General features: G+C 67.8%; 19 protein-coding genes and 1 tRNA gene. 1 reads left to right on the top strand and 19 read right to left on the bottom strand.

Annotated elements, in window-relative coordinates; genetic code table 11:
• Nucleotides 1–68: 68 nt before the first annotated feature.
• From ACIA5G_RS41145 to ACIA5G_RS41090, 12 genes are all read right to left on the bottom strand, one after another.
• Entirely contained in the window at nt 69–1,256 is a 1,188-nt protein-coding gene (locus ACIA5G_RS41145) for a serine hydrolase domain-containing protein (protein WP_395933491.1), read from the bottom strand.
• A gap of 31 nt (nt 1,257–1,287) precedes the next feature.
• Entirely contained in the window at nt 1,288–2,049 is a 762-nt protein-coding gene (locus tag ACIA5G_RS41140) for an ABC transporter permease (protein WP_395933489.1), read from the bottom strand.
• Nucleotides 2,049–2,816: an ABC transporter ATP-binding protein gene (locus ACIA5G_RS41135; protein ID WP_395933487.1), complete on the bottom strand. Its 768-nt coding sequence runs from the start codon at nt 2,814–2,816 to the stop codon at nt 2,049–2,051. Before ACIA5G_RS41135 ends, ACIA5G_RS41140 begins: the two co-directional genes overlap by 1 nt.
• Nucleotides 2,813–3,181 carry a DUF1048 domain-containing protein gene (locus ACIA5G_RS41130; protein ID WP_395933485.1) on the bottom strand — a complete coding sequence of 123 codons (369 nt, stop codon included), beginning with the start codon at nt 3,179–3,181 and terminating at the stop codon, nt 2,813–2,815. The genes ACIA5G_RS41135 and ACIA5G_RS41130 overlap by 4 nt, the downstream gene beginning before the upstream one ends.
• A 2-nt stretch (nt 3,182–3,183) precedes the next feature.
• Nucleotides 3,184–3,513 carry a PadR family transcriptional regulator gene (locus ACIA5G_RS41125; protein WP_395933483.1) on the bottom strand — a complete coding sequence of 110 codons (330 nt, stop codon included), beginning with the start codon at nt 3,511–3,513 and terminating at the stop codon, nt 3,184–3,186.
• Between the two features lie 1,158 nt (nt 3,514–4,671).
• On the bottom strand, nt 4,672–5,112 hold the full coding sequence (locus tag ACIA5G_RS41120) for a hypothetical protein (RefSeq protein ID WP_395933481.1): 441 nt from the start codon (nt 5,110–5,112) through the stop codon (nt 4,672–4,674).
• A complete protein-coding gene (locus ACIA5G_RS41115) occupies nt 5,102–5,755 on the bottom strand; it encodes a hypothetical protein (RefSeq protein WP_395933479.1) in 654 nt (217 codons plus the stop codon). Before ACIA5G_RS41115 ends, ACIA5G_RS41120 begins: the two co-directional genes overlap by 11 nt.
• 812 nt (nt 5,756–6,567) lie before the next feature.
• Nucleotides 6,568–6,644, bottom strand: a tRNA-Leu gene (locus ACIA5G_RS41110).
• Nucleotides 6,645–6,668: 24 nt separating this feature from the next.
• A complete protein-coding gene (locus ACIA5G_RS41105) occupies nt 6,669–8,009 on the bottom strand; it encodes a ricin-type beta-trefoil lectin domain protein (protein WP_395933477.1) in 1,341 nt (446 codons plus the stop codon).
• A gap of 202 nt (nt 8,010–8,211) precedes the next feature.
• Nucleotides 8,212–9,546 carry an NAD(P)/FAD-dependent oxidoreductase gene (locus ACIA5G_RS41100; RefSeq protein ID WP_395933475.1) on the bottom strand — a complete coding sequence of 445 codons (1,335 nt, stop codon included), beginning with the start codon at nt 9,544–9,546 and terminating at the stop codon, nt 8,212–8,214.
• A gap of 84 nt (nt 9,547–9,630) precedes the next feature.
• Complete coding sequence (locus ACIA5G_RS41095) at nt 9,631–10,314, bottom strand: uracil-DNA glycosylase (RefSeq protein ID WP_395933473.1); 684 nt, start codon at nt 10,312–10,314, stop codon at nt 9,631–9,633.
• A complete protein-coding gene (locus tag ACIA5G_RS41090) occupies nt 10,311–10,970 on the bottom strand; it encodes an endonuclease V (RefSeq protein WP_395933471.1) in 660 nt (219 codons plus the stop codon). Before ACIA5G_RS41090 ends, ACIA5G_RS41095 begins: the two co-directional genes overlap by 4 nt.
• A gap of 31 nt (nt 10,971–11,001) precedes the next feature.
• On the opposite strand from ACIA5G_RS41090, the gene ACIA5G_RS41085 reads away from it, so the two are divergent.
• Nucleotides 11,002–12,495: a S10 family peptidase gene (locus tag ACIA5G_RS41085; protein WP_395933469.1), complete on the top strand. Its 1,494-nt coding sequence runs from the start codon at nt 11,002–11,004 to the stop codon at nt 12,493–12,495.
• Here ACIA5G_RS41085 and ACIA5G_RS41080 read toward each other — a convergent pair.
• The 7 genes from ACIA5G_RS41080 to ACIA5G_RS41050 are packed head-to-tail and all read right to left on the bottom strand — an operon-like array spanning nt 12,473 to nt 16,518.
• On the bottom strand, nt 12,473–12,775 hold the full coding sequence (locus ACIA5G_RS41080) for a hypothetical protein (RefSeq protein ID WP_395933467.1): 303 nt from the start codon (nt 12,773–12,775) through the stop codon (nt 12,473–12,475). The two genes, ACIA5G_RS41085 and ACIA5G_RS41080, sit on opposite strands and share 23 nt — an antisense overlap.
• Complete coding sequence (locus tag ACIA5G_RS41075) at nt 12,772–13,029, bottom strand: hypothetical protein (protein ID WP_395933465.1); 258 nt, start codon at nt 13,027–13,029, stop codon at nt 12,772–12,774. The genes ACIA5G_RS41080 and ACIA5G_RS41075 overlap by 4 nt, the downstream gene beginning before the upstream one ends.
• Before the next feature lie 54 nt (nt 13,030–13,083).
• Nucleotides 13,084–13,260, bottom strand: a complete 177-nt coding sequence (locus ACIA5G_RS41070) for a hypothetical protein (RefSeq protein WP_395933463.1) — start codon at nt 13,258–13,260, stop codon at nt 13,084–13,086.
• Nucleotides 13,257–14,033, bottom strand: a complete 777-nt coding sequence (locus ACIA5G_RS41065) for a hypothetical protein (RefSeq protein WP_395933461.1) — start codon at nt 14,031–14,033, stop codon at nt 13,257–13,259. The genes ACIA5G_RS41070 and ACIA5G_RS41065 overlap by 4 nt, the downstream gene beginning before the upstream one ends.
• Nucleotides 14,030–14,815, bottom strand: a complete 786-nt coding sequence (locus tag ACIA5G_RS41060) for a hypothetical protein (RefSeq protein WP_395933459.1) — start codon at nt 14,813–14,815, stop codon at nt 14,030–14,032. The genes ACIA5G_RS41065 and ACIA5G_RS41060 overlap by 4 nt, the downstream gene beginning before the upstream one ends.
• On the bottom strand, nt 14,812–15,639 hold the full coding sequence (locus ACIA5G_RS41055) for a hypothetical protein (RefSeq protein WP_395933457.1): 828 nt from the start codon (nt 15,637–15,639) through the stop codon (nt 14,812–14,814). Before ACIA5G_RS41055 ends, ACIA5G_RS41060 begins: the two co-directional genes overlap by 4 nt.
• A 48-nt stretch (nt 15,640–15,687) precedes the next feature.
• Nucleotides 15,688–16,518, bottom strand: a complete 831-nt coding sequence (locus tag ACIA5G_RS41050; RefSeq protein WP_395933455.1) for a hypothetical protein — start codon at nt 16,516–16,518, stop codon at nt 15,688–15,690.
• Nucleotides 16,519–16,595: the final 77 nt, after the last annotated feature.

Raw genomic sequence — 16,595 nt, 5'->3', positions numbered from 1 at the left:
GACGGACCCACCTCGGACGTTCCACGAATCCGCTGCTCCAGCCGTAACACCCGGGCCGGTTCGCCGAGCTAGGCCCCGCTGCAGAACACCTTCTCGATGAGGCTCCGCACCGCCTTCTGATACGCCTCCGCGGGGGCGGCTCCCGTGTCCACGTAGTTGATCGAAGCCTCCAGGGTCCTGCTGCCGTCGGACGTGCTGTACATCAGCGTCCCGTAGCCCTGGACGCTGCCGTTGTGGTTGATCAGCGTGGTGCCGCTGCAGTTCGCGTCCGCGTGCAGCTCGAACAATCCGAGGCCGTAGTCGCTCGTCGGATCGGGAGTCGGGTGCGGTTTGCGCATCTCGGCCAGCAGCGGCGCCGGGAGGAGCTTCCCGCCCAGCAGCGAGGAAATGAACGTGCCGAGGTCCTCGGTGGTCGAGATCATCTCGCCGGCGCTGGAGATCCAGGAGGGGTTCTGCTGGGTGATGTCGACCGTCTTCCACTGCCCAGCGTCCTGGTACCGGTAGTAGCTGTGGGCGTGCGGCCCGGCGATCTCCGGCGACGTGCCCGGGACCACGGTGTCCCGCAGCCCGAGCGGACGCAGGATCCGCCGTTGCACCTCGCCGGCGTACGACCGACCGGTGACCTTCTCGATCAGCAGCCTGGCCACCACGTAGTTGGTGTTGGCATAACTCCAGCCCGCGCCCGGCGCGAACCGCGGCGGCTTGGCCAACGCGAACCGGACCAGCTCCTCCGGCCGGTAGGTGTGGAACCGGTTGTCCACCCACTCCTTGCCCGACCACGGAATTCCCGGCACGACCGTCCCGTCCGGGTAGTACTCGCCGGTGTAGTTGAACAGCCCGCTGGTGTGCTGCAGCAGCATCCGCACCGTGATCCGCCGGTCGAACCCGAATCCGGGCAGGTAGTTCCCCACCGGGGTGTCCAGCCCGATCTTGCCCTCGGCCACCAGCTGCAGCACCACTGTCGCGGTGAAGGGCTTGGTGGTGCTGCCGATCCGGAACCGCCCGTCCTTCGGCGGCTTGGCGGCCGCACCGAGCTCGCGCACGCCGGCGGTGCCGGCCCAGTCGCCTCGCCGGTCGTGCACGCGCAGCTGCACCCCGGCGAACCCGGAGTCGACGATCGCCTGGATCGTCTCCTGCAGCTCCGGGCGCTCCTGCCCCGCGGCGGCCGGTGGCACGGTCATCCCGGTCAGCAGGGCGACCACCGACACCGCCACCCCCGCCCGCCGGAAAACCTTCGGTGCCGATCCCCTGCTCATCCTGCTTCCCCCAGTCATCGTGGTCCTCCGGTTACGAGATCTTGCGGCGATAGGTGAGCGTGGCGAAGAAGTACGTCACGACGAGGATCCCGGCGCACCACGCGAGGGCGATCCAGATGTCGGTGCCGACCGGCTGCTCGGTGAACAGGCTCCGGAGTGCGTTGACGATGGACGTCACCGGCTGGTGCTCGGCGAAGGCGCGCACCGGGCCGGGCATGGTGCCGGTGGGCACGAACGCCGAGCTGAGGAACGGCAGGAAGATGAGCGGATAGGAAAACGCGCTCGCGCCGTCCACGGACTTCGCGGTGAGACCAGGGATGACGGCGAGCCACGTCAACGCCAGTGTGAACAGCATCAGGACACCGGCGACCGCCAGCCACGCCAGTACACCCGCTCCCGAACGGAAACCCATGAGGAGAGCGACACCCACGACGACCACCAGCGAAATCAGGTTGGCCACCAGCGAGGTCAGCACGTGCGCCCACAGCACGGCCGCCCGCGCGATCGGCATCGACTGGAACCGCTCGAAGATGCCGCCCTTCATGTCCAGGAACAGCCGGAACGCGGTGTAGGAAATACCCGTGGCGACCGTGATGAGCAGGATGCCGGGCAGCAGGTAGTCCACATAGGAATCCGACCCGGTCTTGATCGCGCCGCCGAACACGTAGACGAACATCAGCATCATGGCGATCGGCATGATCGCGGTCGTGATGATGGTGTCCGGACTGCGCGTGATGTGCCGCAGGGACCGTCCCAGCAGGACTGCGGTGTCACCGAAGAAGTGCTTGGCCATCATTGATCCTTTCTGACGTCGGCACCGACCAGCGCGAAGAAGACATCTTCGAGGGTCGGCTGTTTCTCGACGTACTCGACTTCGGCGGGTGGCAGTAGCTGCTTGAGCTCGGTGAGGGTGCCGTTGACGAGGATCCGGCCCTCGTGGAGGATCGCGATCCGGTCGGCGAGCTGCTCGGCTTCGTCCAGGTGCTGTGTCGTGAGCAGCACCGTCGTGCCCTGGCCGGCGAGCTCTTTGACGGCCTGCCACACCTCGAGGCGCCCCTGGGGGTCGAGCCCGGTCGTCGGCTCGTCGAGGAAGATGACCGGCGGGTTCCCGACGAGGCTCATCGCGATGTCGAGCCGCCGGCGCATACCACCGGAATACGTGGCCACCTTCCGCGCTCCTGCGTCGGTCAACGAGAACCGGCTCAGCAGGTCGTCCGCGATGACGCCCGGGTTCTTGAGATGCCGCAGCCGGGCGACCAGCACGAGGTTCTCCCGCCCGCTGAGGATCTCGTCGACGGCCGCGAACTGCCCGGTGAGGCTGATGGCCCCCCGCACATCCTCGGCCTGCGTGGCGACGTCGAAGCCGTGCACACCCGCCGACCCCGCGTCGGCCTTGAGCAAAGTGGACAGGATCTTCACCACCGTCGTCTTGCCCGCCCCGTTCGAGCCGAGCAGGGCGAAGATGCTGCCCCGCGCCACCTCGAAGTCCACCCCGCGCAGTACGTGCACCGTCTTGTACGACTTCTCCAGCCCCCGCACGGCGATCGCCGGCCCCGTCACGACTGCTCCCCTTCGTCCATCGCCTCGGCGCGCTGGATGCCGCTGGTCAGCCGTTCCCGCTCGCGAGTGACCCAGCCGCCTTTGTTGTAGTTCTGCAGAAAGGCATCGACGAAGTCCACGGGGTCTTCTCCGACGATCTCGCGGATCGGCGTCCGGTCCGCCGCGGCCCGTTCGAACAGGTCGGCCAGGTCCTCGAACATCGAAGCCGCGCCGTCGCCGTCCGTCGCCCCGAAGAACATCAAGTACCGCTCCAGCGCGTCGACGGCGGTGCGGTAGTTCTCGGGAAGCTTTTTGGTGCGCGCCTTGTAGGCCCACCACCGGCGTTTGTCGCCGATCACCTTCGTGGTGATATCCGCAATCTTCATGGTCATTTTCCTCCCGTGCGAAGCTGTTCCAGCCGTTCTGCGAGGAAGCTCCACGTCGTCCAGAACTCGTCGAGATACTCCCGCCCCTGAGCGTTGAGCGAATAAACCTTGCGCGGCGGGCCTTTCTCGGACGGGATCTTCTCGACGTCGACGAGGCCTCTTTTTTCGACCCTGAGAAGCAGCGCGTAGATCGTGCCCTCGGCGATGTCGAGGAACCCCTGGTCTCGCAACCACGCCGTGATCTCGTAGCCGTACGCGGACCGGCCGGACAGGATCGCGAGGACGATGCCTTCCAGCGTTCCCTTGAGCATCTCCGTCGCCTGCTTGCCCACGGACACCTCCTTCGCACTACTCAGTTACGCTGACTACCAGTAGATAGTAACGCTGAATAGTGAGAACGCAAGGGTTCGCGTGCGCAGGGTTTGACCACTACTGTTCCGGCGTCGCCGACAGCGAGAGGCGTGGCCGCGCAGAGATCGCGCAGCAGAGCCGCCTAGGCGCCGTGGTGGATGAGCTCGTCGAGGACGAGCAAGACGAATGCACGGCGACTGGGCTCCGCGAACATGCCCTAGACCTGCCCGATGCTCTCCTGCAACGACGTTCAGGCGTTGTCGAGCCGGGCAAGCACTGCCTGCGTCGGTGGCGCAGCCGCCAGGCGAGCGCGGTGAACTGCCTCGCGTCGCCGAGGTGGGCCGGACCGTCCGAGCGCATTCGCCTTCCGGCGTGGGCTCTTGGTGGGCGACCGGCCACCGATTGGGACGGCGGGCGCGGTCACCAGGAGATCATGCCGCCCTGCAGGTTTGTTGCCCCAAGACAGGAGTCCGCCAGGTGCCGCGTTCCTACGAGCAGACCCAGGACCGTTAGGTCAACCGCCGGCGCCACCAGCGGTGCGACGTACACAGGGACGCCGATCCGCAGGACCACGACGTTCCCGAAGTCGAACCTGGTCGCACTGGACGAGGTGCCCATCACGGCCTCCCGCGCATCGACGAGAGGTCGAATGTGCCCTCGATGACCAGCGTGCCGGTCAGGTGGGGACTTTGAGGTGATAATGGTCTGCGTGGTACCCCCGACGAGGTTCGAACCTGCACTTTGTCGATTTGCAGGCCAGATCGGCCGCGAATGATCGTTGTTGATCAACATGGGTCACTGTCTGCAAGATTCGCGCTTACGAACGGTCGTCGTCCGCGAAGATCGGTCATCCTTGGGCGTTAATAGTGGGCGAAAGTGGGGCAATTGATCTTGCGTCTGGCAGGACCTGAACCAAGATCCCCTCGAGCTTACTCGCTGGCGTAATCGCCTGCGCGGACGTCGGAAATCCGTTGGTACGCAGGTGTAGTTCGGGTCTTTAGTCATGGTTGCTCGTCGTCGTTCGCTGGTGTCATGTGGGCAGAATGTGGGCTGCTGCAGTGGGCACAAAGGGCGAGCGATCCCGGCCGCGTGGGAAGCGGACGGGGACAAGGTTCGTCGGGAGCGATCCGCTGGGTCACCTACGAGGTCTCCCCGTTGAGTCTTTCGTCAATTCTTCTCTCAACATCGCGAACCTGCTTTGCTACTATGCGGAAACGTGCAATTGATTCTTCGTGCTCGATCTTATGAAGAAACTCCCGCTCTTTGGCCATTCCTTGAGACCAAACCTGCGAGAGGAAGCTGCCAAAGCCAAATAAGGATCCTACGACCAACGCGATGCCTAGCGCTTTGTTGTTGGCCCAAAAAATGGTCACAAGAACGCCAGTAGTAAAAGTTGCGGCATGCCAAATAATAAAGGCGATTGCTAGAGAGTTAGTGTCTACAGGCTTGCTGATTCTAATAGGGCCAATCTTGATTGACCATGTCGTCAGTTCTTTGCGGAGGCTCCAGTATCGATCAAATATGTCGCTTGCTTCAGCGGCGAGCGTGTCGTCTGATTGCCGCTCGTCGTCAGCGCTCACGATTGTTCCCGTGGTCGTGGTTCTGTGATGAGATGATCTTCCAGCTTCGATATCGGGGGTCGTATTGAAGCGTGAGAGTCAGGCCGCCAATGATTCGAATTGATATCGACGACCTCACGACTTCTCTTGCGCTTGAGCGTCGTAGACGGCCCCGGCTATCTCTTCTCCACCAAACACCCGCCGCGTCGCGGAACTTGATTTCTGGCACAAGATCGCGAGCGGCCAGGTCGACGTTTATATATGATTTTATTGGGCCCGCTGGGGCCGATACCTGAAGTTTTAGAGTTGGCGATTCAGATGGAAGGGCAACCCTTGCGATCTCAGCTTTAGATTTCGGTTGAAGCTCCTTCAATTGATAGAGATCCTGTTTTGGCGCATTGAATGCATCTCGCTCTAATGGAATTACGACGGTAATTGCATAGATGGAAATACTGCTGTCGTTTACCGCCTCAACTACTCGCTCCTGCCCCGGTTCGGCGCCATTGTCGGTGACGGTGCAAAATACTTGCGCGGCTTGCTCTCCTTGCTTTGAACGGACGCTGTGGCGGAAGGCGCTAGCAGCCACAATTAGCGATCCACTCGTTAGGATCGATCCTGTCCAAGCGGGGACATTGCCCCAGTCCCATCCGAGCCAACCGCTCATGTTGCCCCTTGTCGATTACGCCGCGTACCGAAATAGGGTCGCTCGATGGGTACACGATGTTACGGAGGCCGAGGGTCTGCAGACTCGGTGTCTTGGACCCACTCTCATGCAAGTGAGTGGCCTTTCGGCATCTCGTCGACCTGGCGCAGCCCGATCACGCTGCGTCAAGGGGGCGCTTCCCGCTCGACTGCCGCTTGCGTGCTCGGCTGCCCCCTTGACGCAGCGTGATAGCCCTCTGGGAGGTCGTCGAGAGGCCGTTTGGCCGCACACGGACGCAACCGCTGCGCTCGACTCGGCCATCTCGGAGACCTGCCCGTCCGGCGAGGACATTCACTTCTTCTTGCTGCGGCCCTCGGTGCAGCCGCCGGCCGGTCGCGTGGGTGCCGGAGGCGGGCCCGCGCGTGCCGGCCGATAGCGGCGCGGCCCCGGAGGGGCCGCCTTGAACAAGTAAGAAAACTCTGAACACGAGTGGCAAGCCCCCTCTTCCCGGACTCGTTGGGTGGCCTGCGAGATCCCTCGAACACCCGCCGGTCGTTGCGCGGGTGCCACGGTTTGGAAGGCTTCTCTTGGGTGAAGTCGCACGTCTATCCGAAGACGGCCAGTACGGTCCTCGACGAAGCGGGCTACTCGTCGCGCCAGATCGCCGACTTCCTCGGGCACGCTCGCCCATCGTTACCCTCGACCGGTACGTCGGACGAGGCTCGGTGGCACCGACGATCGCCGACGCGATGGAAGACCCCTTGTGATCGTCACGGCAAAGTGGGGCACTTGATCTTCATTACGCCCCACGCAGTGACGCTGACCAGCGCGATTGGTGCCCCCGACGGGGTTCGAACCCGCACTTTGTCGATTTTAAGTCGACTGCCTCTGCCAGTTGGGCTACGGGGGCACCGCACACTCTAGGTGATGGACCTCAGTGCAACGTCCACGCCTGGTTCGCCGCACCGGTGCACGTCCAGATCTGCAGCGGCGTGCCGTCCGCTGAGCTCGGCCCGGTCGCGTCCAGGCACTTGCCCGACGCCGGGTTCACCAGCTGGCTCCCGGACGCCGTCCACTGCTGGGCCCCCGTGCCGTTGCAGTCGTACAGCTGGACCTTCGAACCGTTCGCCGTGCCCGCAGCGTTCACGTCCAGGCACTTGCCGAGCGCTCGCAAAGTTCCCGAAGCAGCAGTCCACTGCTGCGCATTCGTCCCGTTGCACGTGTACAGGTCGACGACCGTTCCGTTGGCGGACGCGGCACCCGCCACGTCCACGCACTTGCCGCCGTAGCCGGTGATCGTGCCGCCCGAAGAAGGCGGCGGACTCGTCGTGCCGCCCGTTATTGCGTTGAAGATCCGTGAGTACGCGTAGCCCGTTGCGCGGTCGTAGTCCTGGAGCTCCCAGAACGACAGCTCCGCGACTCCGTTCTGGGCCGCGAACGTCTCCAACTGCTGAGCGTCGGACTGGCTGAACTGGGCGCCGTCGTCGTTGCGGCCGGCTATCGGGGTCAGGCCCATCATTGCGTAGGCCGCCGACGTCGAGATTCCGTACAGGCTCGACAGCTGGGACGCCGAAGCGCGGGCGGCCGACAGGGCGTCGGCCAGTACCGGCTGGCCGTCGTAGAAGTCCATCACCATCAGGTTGACGACGCTGACCTTGACGCCCTTGTTCTTCGCGTCGCGCAGCAGGTCGAGCTCGTTCGAGGGGATGCCCGTCGGGTCGACGGCCAGCGTGTAGTCGACCTGGACCGCGGAATTCTGCTGCTGCAGCGCGGCCAGCGCGGAGTTGCGGCGCTGGTTGGACGCCGTGTCGTTGAGGACGCCGCCTTCGATGTCGAAGTCCAGGCGCGGGGTGCCGTAGGTGTTGACGACGTTCGCGTACGCCGACGTCAGGCTCGCGGTGTTCGTGCAGGTCTGGGCGAGCTCGCCGCCTTCCGCGCCGCCGAACGACGGGATCACGTTGCCGCCCGCCGCCTGCAGGGCGCTGATCTGCGACTTGAACGAGCCGACGCCGGTGCCGTTCGCCTCCCACACCGGCGTGCAGCCGGACTGCGGGGTCAGGAACGCCAGCGTGAAGAACTTTGTGCCGGTCGCGTTCATGTCGGCGGCCATCTGACCGGCGTCGCCGTCGCTGATCTGGAGGTACGGCGCCGCGTAGTGGGCGGGGAAGGCACCACCCGCCGCCTCGGCGGTGGACGGTGTCAGAGCGAGTGCGGCGACGACGGGCAACGCCGCCACGAGTGCCGCCCTGGTACGGGAAAACCGGGAAAAGGACATGAAGAGCTCCAAGGGGGACCGTGGGGAGAGGAGCCGGAGCGGACTTATTCCGCGTTGTGAAGAAAGGGTTTACCCGCTCACCGACCCAGTTGTCCAGACCATGTCACTCACCGGCACACAGCCGGATTTTCCCTGCCAAAACGGCGAAAAACACCAAAAAGGCCTCCCGCACGAGTGCGGGAGGCCTTCGAGGAAGCGGAAGTCAGGACTTCGAAACGCGAGCGAACTCGTCCTTCGGGTTGTTGATCTGCCCGAGCGAAATCACCTCACGCCGGAACAAGCCACCCAGGATCCAGTCGAACAGGATGCGGATCTTGCGGTTCCAGGTCGGCATCGCCTTGAGGTGGTACGCGCGGTGGAAGAGCCAGGCCGGGAAGCCCTTGATCTTCAGGTTCAGCGCGTCGGCGACACCCTTGTGCAGGCCGAGGCTGGCGACCGCGCCGAGGTTCTTGTGGAAGTAGTCCTTCGGCTTGCCGCCGCGGATCACCTTGATGATGTTCTTCGCCAGCAGCGTCGCCTGGCGGACCGCGTGCTGGGCGTTCGGCGGGCACGTCGCCGTCGGGTCCTCTTCGGTGCGCGAGAGGTCCGGGATCGCCGCGTTGTCGCCCGCGGTCCACACGTCCGGGTGACCGACGACCTGCATGGCCGCCGTCGCCTCGAGGCGGCCGCGCTTGTCGAGCGGCAGGTCCGAGTTGGCCAGCACCGGGTTGGCCTTCACACCCGCGGTCCAGATCAGCGTGTCGGTGTCGAACTCCGTGCCGTCCGAGAGCACGACGTGGCCGTTCTCGAACGACTTCGCCGCCGTCGAGAGGTACACCTCGATGCCGCGCTTCTCCAGCTGCTCGACCGTGTACACCCCGAGCGTCTCGCGGACCTCGGGCAGGATGCGCCCGGCCGCCTCGACGAGCACCCAGCGGACGTCGGCCGGCTTGATGTTCGGGTAGTAGTTCTCCACCGCGAACCGGGTCATGTCCTCGAGCTCGGCCAGCGCCTCGATGCCGGCGAACCCGCCGCCGACGACGGTGAACGTCAGCAGGCGCTTGCGCAGCTCGGGGTCGAGCGTGCTGGCGGCCTCGTCGAGCTTGGTCATGATGTGGTTGCGGAGGTAGATGGCCTCGCCGATGGTCTTGAAGGCGATGCCCTGCTCGACCAGGCCCGGGATCGGCAGGATGCGCGCGACGGCGCCGAGCGCGACCACGAGGACGTCGTAGCCGAGCTGCTCGATGTGGCCGTCGGCGGCCTCGACCGTGACCGACTTCTTGTCGTTCTCGATCTTGGTGACGCGCGCGGTGAGCACGTGGCAGCGCTTCAGCACCCGCCGCAGCGGCACGACGACGTGCCGGGGCTCGATCGCGCCGGCCGCGGCCTCCGGGAGGAACGGCGCGTAGGTCATGTGGGGCTGCGGGTCAACGACGGTCACGGAGGCCTCGTTGGCCCGGAGCATCTTCTGGAGGCCGTACGCCGTGTAGAGCCCGACGTACCCACCACCGAGGACGAGGATCCGAGTCGGTTCCGACTTCGACTTCGCAGCAGCCATGACCTCATAGTCGCACCTTCACACGGACCCTGCGAGGGGACCCCATCTCGCTGTGACCAGCGTCGCTGCACCTTCCGTAACGATTCAGTCCGAGGCCGTCACCGAGGTCGCGGCGCGGAACACGTCGGCCACCATGGCGTGGGTCACGAGCCGAGTCTGGACATTGCGCGGCGAGACGTGATAACAGCCGAAAATCCGCAGGTCGCCGAGTTCCAGCACGGTGCCGTGGCCGAACGCGGGACGCGGCTTCGGCACCGGCCAGCCGGCGTCGGCGAGCACGGGCAGCAGCGCCTGCCACCCGAACGCGCCCAGCACGACGATCGCCCGCAGTGTCGGACGTAACAGCGTCAGCTCCTCCGCGAGCCACGGCCGGCACGTGTCGCGCTCGGCCGGCGTCGGCTTGTTGTCCGGCGGCGCGCAGCGCACCGGGGAGACGAGCCGGGTGCCGTACAGCTCGAGGCCGTCGCCCAGCCGTTCCGACGTCGGCTGCGACGCGAGCCCGACCTCGTGCAGCACCCGGAAGAGGAAATCACCCGATGGGTCGCCGGTGAACATGCGGCCGGTGCGGTTCGCGCCGTGCGCCGAAGGCGCCAGCCCGACCACCGCGAGCGACGCGTCCGGCGGCCCGAAGCCCGGCACCGGCCGCGCCCAGTACTTCTCACCGCGGAACGCCGCTTTGGCGCCGACGACGCCTTCGCGCCAGGTCACCAGCCGCGGGCAGGCGCGGCACCCGGCGACGGCCGCGTCGAGCTCGGAAAGGGTCCTCATCGCAGCGCCGCCCGGGACAGCCGGTCGGCCTGCCGCGTGGTCTCGGGCAGCCGGTAGCGCGGCGTCAGCGCCAGGGTCAGCCGGCAGGCGTGCGCCAGGTCGATCCGGTGCCCGGCCGAGACGTACACCGGCTTGACGCCGTCCTGGGTCCGCAGCACCGCGCCGACCTCTTCCCCGGCGTCGATCAGCGGCGCCGACGAGCCGCGGGACGCCTCCGGCGCAGCGTGCGTGCCGACGAACCGCGTCTTGCCGACGCCGAACGCGGGCCGCCCGGTCAGCACGCCGAGGTGGCAGGCGAGGCCGAACCGCCGGGGGTGCGCGAGGCCGTGGCCGTCGCAGACCAGCACGTCGGGTTGGTGGTCCAGCTGATCGAGCGCGGCCAGCAGCGGCGGCAGCTCGCGGAAGGCGAACAGGCCCGGCTCGTACGGGAAGACAGCCTTCGCGCGGTGCGTCCGTTCCTCCACGACGGTGAGCCCGGCCGTCTCGAGGGTGACGACCGCGGCGGCGATCTCGTCACTGGTGCCGTAGGCGACGTCGAGGCCGGTGACCGTCGGCGGCAGCTCGGCGCAGTCGTCGGTGAGGTCGACCCGGCCACGCAGCCGTTCCTGCACGGCGAGCGCGTCCTCGATCGTCGACGGCCAGTCCCCGGTGTGCACCAAGTCACCCTGCCACAACTAGGTTGGGGCCATGGCGGACACGACCCCCGAAGAGGCTCCCGAGAAGAAGGCTCCGGAAACGACGGAGATCCCGGCCGAGCCCACCGACGACATCGTCACCACGCAGCACACGATCACCGTGAAGCGGAAGAAGCTTTCGTACACGGCGAAGGCGGGGCGGATCGTCCTCCGCAAGGAGGTTGTCAAGGACGGCAAGTCCGAGGGCTTCAAGGCGAAGGCCGAGGTGTTCATCACCTCCTACACCCTCGACGACGCCGACCCGGGCTCCCGGCCCGTGACGTTCGCCTTCAACGGTGGCCCCGGCTCGTCGAGCATCTGGCTCCACATGGGCCTGCTCGGCCCGCGCCGGGTGCTGTCGGGTGACGTCGACGACCTCGTGCCGCCGCCGTACGGGCTGGCCGACAACCCCGAGACGCTGCTGGCGCACAGCGACCTGGTGTTCATCGACCCGGTGTCGACCGGCTACTCGCGGGCGTCCGAGGGCGGCGAGACCAAGGACTTCCACGGGTTCAAGGGCGACATCGAGTCGGTCGGCGAGATCATCCGGCTCTGGGTGTCGCGTCACGAGCGCTGGCTGTCGCCGAAGTTCCTGGCCGGCGAGTCGTACGGCACGCTGCGCGCCGCCGGGCTGGCCGCGCACCTGCAGGACCGCCACGGGCTGTACCTGAACGGCCTGCTGCTCATCTCGTCGGTGCTCGACCTCGGCACGCTGCGGTTCACCGAGGGCAACGACCTGCCGTACTCGCTGTACGTGCCGACGTACGCGGCGATCGCGCACTACCACGGCCTGCACGGCGAGCGCCCGCTCGACGACGTGCTCGCCGACGCCGAGGACTTCGCGGCGAAGGACCTGCCGTGGGCGCTGGCCCGCGGCGCCCGGCTGTCCACTCAGGACCGGGTCGACGCGGTGGCCACGCTGGCGTCGCTGACCGGGCTCACCGAGTCCTATGTGGACCGGGTGAACCTGCGGATCGAGCACGTCCGGTTCTTCACCGAACTGCTGCGCGACCGCGGCCTGACGGTCGGCCGGATGGACGGCCGGTTCACGACGTGGGAGCCGGACGGCGGCCGCGAGCACATGAGCGACGACCCGTCGATCTCCCGCATCATCGGCGCGTACGCGGCGTCGTTCAACCACTACGTGCGGGCCGAGCTCGGCTACAAGAACGACCTGCCGTACGAGCTAATCCACGAAGACACGTTCAAGGCGTGGTCCTACTCGGACTTCGAGGGCCGTTCGGTGTCGGTGGCCGACTCGGTGAGCGCGGCGATGCGCGCGAACCCGCACCTGCACGTCCACGTGGCGTTCGGCCACTACGACGGCGCCACGGCGTACTTCGCGGCCGAGCACGTGCTGGCCCACCTGCAGATCCCGGAGGAGCTGCGGGACAACATCGACACGGCCTACTACCCGGCCGGGCACATGATGTACGTCCACGAGCCGACGCGGGTGCAGCAGGCGAAGGACCTGGCGAAGTTCGTCAAGAAGGCGTCGAACCGCTGACCGGCGGGCCGGGGCCGTCGTCTTCGCGGGCGGCCTCGGCCAGGTCCTGGTGGAACTGCTCGGTCCGCTCCCGCACGTCGGCCCAGGCCGGGCTGACGTGCACCCGGTCCTTGGCTTCGGCGAGCGGTGCGCCGGTCAGCGCGCGGACGGCGCGGACGCTGTCGACCTGCGAGAAGCCCCGGCGGCGGAGCTGGGTCAACACCGTGTCCAGGGTGATCCCGGCCGCGAGGGCGGTGCGGGCTTCCGCGAGGAACCGGTCGTAACCGGCGGCGTCGATCATGCGGGCACCCGGGCCCGGCGCGCTTGGATCACCGTCACAGTCTGCGCCACCCAGGCCGCGATCACGTAGGCGATCAGCCAGCCGGTGAACTCACGGGGCTGCCGCCCGTCGCCCAGGACGTCCGCGAGCACCGCGGTCGCGTACACGGCCGGGACGAAGTAGCCGTTCCGGCGGGTCAGCCACGAACACAGCGCGGCGAGGGTGAGCAAGCCGGCCCAGCTCAGCGGGTACGCGCGAGCGCCGGTGAAGAACATGGCCGCCGCGAGCGCCGCACCGCCGCCGAACGTGACGACCGCCGTGGTGATCCCTCAGGGCCCGGCCCGCACCGGGTCGACCTTCCAGTCCAGGAGCTGGCCCGCCATGACCAGGAAGAAGACGTAGGCGCCTTCGGTCAGCGCCACGCCGCGGCCCAGGACGGTGTAGGCGATCATCGCGGTGACGGCGGCCAGGCCCGCGATGATCGACCGCGTCGTGGGGTCCCTCACCGGGATTCCGGAGGTGACCGGTCCACGGCGGTCTGCGCGGGCAGCGGATCGCCGTAGTGCCCGGGCGGGAGCGGCCGGCGGTTCCGCCGGTACGCGAGCAGCTCGGCGACCACCACCAGCACGAAGTACCCGATCAGCAGCGGCCCGTGGACCAAGCGGTGCCCGAGCGCGACGTCCAGGATCGGCGGGGCCGCCACCAGCGCGGGTGACGCCGAGTGGATGTTCTCCGCCAGCACCGCGCGGTACACCGCCAGGGACTCCGGGCCTTCGGCGAGCACCGGGCCCCGCGCGTAGCCGGCCAGCATCCCGCCGCCGCAGAGGGCGCTGAGGACGAGCAGGCCCAGCCAGCTCACGGCGTAGGCCGGAGCCGTGGAGAGCATCGAGACGGCCAGCGCCGCACCGCCCACGTACGCGAGTGCCAGCGCCACCGCGAACCAGCCGCCGAGCGCGCTGAGGTCGCGCGTCGCGCCGGGCCAGGGGCGGGTCGCCTTCGCCAGCTCTCGCTGCCGGGCTCGGACGCTCCGCCACAGCGTGAGCTGGATGACGAAGCACACGAAGTACGCCGACGCGGCCGCGGTCGCGCCGAAGAGGCTCTGGTAGCCGATCGCGCCGGCCAGACCGAGCACGCCGAACAGCAGGAACCACGGCAGCGCGCGGCCGGGGCGGACGTTGCGGGTGGCCAGCAGGGCGCCGAGGTACGGCGTCGGCGTGGCGACCGGCCGGCCGCGCTTCGCCAGCCAGCGCAGCCCCATCTCGTGCTCGGCGGCGTTCACGACGCCTTCCCGTAATGACCGTCGGCGGGCAGGGCGGGAATCCGCCGCCGCTGGGTGATCAACGCGACGACGTGCGTGCCCACCGCGAGCACGACGTAACCGATCAGCCACGGTTTGCCGGGCACGTCCGCGAACACGATGTCGGCGACCACCGGCAGCGCGAACATCGACGGCATGGCCAGCTGGACGTCTTCGAGCCGCGTCACGGCGTCGACCGCCAGCGAGCCCTCGTCTTCGGCGATCACCGGCCGCCGGAGCACGCTGGTCAGGATCATCACGTTCACGAGCGCGCCCAGCGCCAGCAGGCCGAGCCAGATCCACGCCCAGAGCGAACCGCCGGCCGCCAGCACGAGCGCGAGCACGGCTCCCCCGCCGAACGTGACCGCCAGCGCGGTCAGGTACCAGCCGCCGAGCACCGCCCGCCACGGCGGGCGCGGCCGGTCCAGGAGCCGGCTCTCCAGGACCGCCGCCACCTGCCGGTCGCCGTACCGGACGGGCAACCACGTCGTCAGCATCGTCATGGCGAAGATGAAGTAGCTGAACCCGAAGTAGGGCAGCTGGGAGTGGTCCTCGACGAGCATGAGCACGTTGAACTGGTACGCACCCATGCCGACGAACGTCAGCAGGTACACGAAGAAGAGCGCGGTGAAGGCTTCCGGCGCGCCCTTCCCGCGGCGGACGCTCAGCCGGAACGTCAGGAGCCAGGTCGGCTCGGCCACCCGGATCCCGTGCCGCTCGAGCCACTTGACCGCGGCCTTCTCCCGCGCTGACAACGTGATCATCGGACACCTTCCTGAGCCGGCAGCGGTTCGCCGTAGTGGCCATCCGGGAGCGCCGGGCGGCGTCGCCAGTGGATGACCTTGCCGACGATCTGCAGCGCGATCGCGAGCATCACGTAACCGATCAGCCAGAGTGCGAACCCGGGCGGCTGCCGGTGGGTGGTGATCAGGTCCATGAGCACCGGGACCGCGTACAGCGAAGGCATCGCGAGGTTGAGGTCCTCGATCCTCAGCACGGCGTCGACCGCCAGCGACGGCCCGTCCTCCGCGATCACCGGGCGGCGGACCACACCCCTGAAGATCGCCGCGAAGACGACAGCTCCCAGCCCGAGCACGCCGAGCCAGCTCCAGGCGTACGTCCGGTACCCGGTGGCGAAGTACATCGTCGCCCCGAGCGCGGCGCCGCCCCCGAAGGTCACCACGACCGACGCGAGGTACCAGCGGTTCACCAGCGAACGCCACGACGGCCGGGGACGGTCGAGTGCCCGCGGGCCCAGTGCGGCCGCGGCCCGGCGGTCCCGGTGCCGGATGGCGGACCAGGACACCGCCTGGAACCCGAAGAGGATGAAGTACACGACCTTGCTCTCGGTCATCTCGACCCCGCGCACGCCGGGCAGGTACTGCAAGCACTGGTAGCCGACCCCGCAGGCGAGCGCGGCCACGAAGATCCCGATCTGCCGGACGATCAGCGAACGCCTCCACGGGCTCACACGCACGCCCAGCCGCGTCGCCAGCAGCCGCGTCGGGATCCCCACCCGGACCCCGTGCTTGCCGAGCCAGACCGCGGCCTGCACCACCTCGCCGCGGCTCGGTACTCGTTCGCCCACAAAAACCCCCTCACCTCGCGGAGAACACGCACCACCGGGCGAAAAGGTTTACCTGCCGTAGTAGCCGGGCGGCGGCCGCCGGTACCGGTGCCGGGTGATCAGCCAGCCGGTCACCTGCAGGACGACCACGACCACCAGGTACGCCAGCGCCGACCAGCCCAGCCAGCCGGGTGTGGCCCAGTCGACCACGAAGACCGGCATCGCCAGCACCGCGTACACCGCGCTCGGGGCGAACCGGTAGGGGTCCCCGGCCCGCAGCAGCTCGTCGACCCACCGGGACGTCTCGTCCTCCGCGATCACCGGCGCGCGCAGCGCCCGGCCGAGCACCAGCGCGGTCGCGCCGGCGCCCAGGGCCAGCGCGAGCGTGTGCAGCCCGATCTCCACGAACGGCGGGTACCAGTGCTTCCACGTGAACTGCGGCATGGTCAGGAAGGTCGCCGCGCACAGCACCGCGCCGCCGAGGAACGTGATGGCCGTCGAGCCGAGGTACCACCAGCCCACCTGCTTCGCCGCCACCCGGAACGGGAGCGGTTCACCGGTGCCGGCCAGCCGCTCGGCGACCTGTTCACGACGCTGTGCCCGGCGCCAGTGCAGCACCTGGAACACGGTGAAGAGCACCACCTCGACCGCGATCGAACCCGGAAGCTCCGCGGTGTCGAGCATGGACCAGGAGAACCACCACGCGAACGCGATGACGATCGCGAAGGCGGGTATCCCTTGGCCACCGAGGGCCCGTCCGCCGAGGCGGAGGGCGAGCAGCCGGGTCGGCAGCCACACCATCACCCCGCGCTTGGCCAGCCACACCCGCGCACGGCCCACCTCGAGCACCGTCGGCTCGTCCGGCAGTCTCGGATCCACCGGCAGCGCCGGCTCACGCACGATCAACAGAATCCTCCCCCTGGTCCCCCGGTACACGCAGAACGCCCCGGGGAGGTTGGCTCCCCGGGGCACTCTTC

The organism is Amycolatopsis sp. NPDC051758, from assembly GCF_044453095.1.
Taxonomy (GTDB): Bacteria; Actinomycetota; Actinomycetes; order Mycobacteriales; family Pseudonocardiaceae; genus Amycolatopsis.
Note: the sequence above shows the minus strand (reverse complement) of the source record. Positions and strands in the feature narration are given on the sequence as shown.

Bases quoted from the DNA above. Each gene is read 5' to 3' on its own strand.
- ACIA5G_RS41145 (WP_395933491.1), bottom strand. From the start codon at position 1,256: ATGAGCAGGGGATCGGCACCGAAGGTTTTCCGGCGGGCGGGGGTGGCG.
- ACIA5G_RS41140 (WP_395933489.1), bottom strand. From the start codon at position 2,049: ATGGCCAAGCACTTCTTCGGTGACACCGCAGTCCTGCTGGGACGGTCC.
- ACIA5G_RS41130 (WP_395933485.1), bottom strand. From the start codon at position 3,181: ATGAAGATTGCGGATATCACCACGAAGGTGATCGGCGACAAACGCCGG.
- ACIA5G_RS41115 (WP_395933479.1), bottom strand. From the start codon at position 5,755: ATGAGCGGTTGGCTCGGATGGGACTGGGGCAATGTCCCCGCTTGGACA.
- ACIA5G_RS41105 (WP_395933477.1), bottom strand. From the start codon at position 8,009: ATGTCCTTTTCCCGGTTTTCCCGTACCAGGGCGGCACTCGTGGCGGCG.
- ACIA5G_RS41100 (WP_395933475.1), bottom strand. From the start codon at position 9,546: ATGGCTGCTGCGAAGTCGAAGTCGGAACCGACTCGGATCCTCGTCCTC.
- ACIA5G_RS41095 (WP_395933473.1), bottom strand. From the start codon at position 10,314: ATGAGGACCCTTTCCGAGCTCGACGCGGCCGTCGCCGGGTGCCGCGCC.
- ACIA5G_RS41085 (WP_395933469.1), top strand. From the start codon at position 11,002: ATGGCGGACACGACCCCCGAAGAGGCTCCCGAGAAGAAGGCTCCGGAA.
- ACIA5G_RS41080 (WP_395933467.1), bottom strand. From the start codon at position 12,775: ATGATCGACGCCGCCGGTTACGACCGGTTCCTCGCGGAAGCCCGCACC.
- ACIA5G_RS41075 (WP_395933465.1), bottom strand. From the start codon at position 13,029: ATGTTCTTCACCGGCGCTCGCGCGTACCCGCTGAGCTGGGCCGGCTTG.
- ACIA5G_RS41060 (WP_395933459.1), bottom strand. From the start codon at position 14,815: ATGATCACGTTGTCAGCGCGGGAGAAGGCCGCGGTCAAGTGGCTCGAG.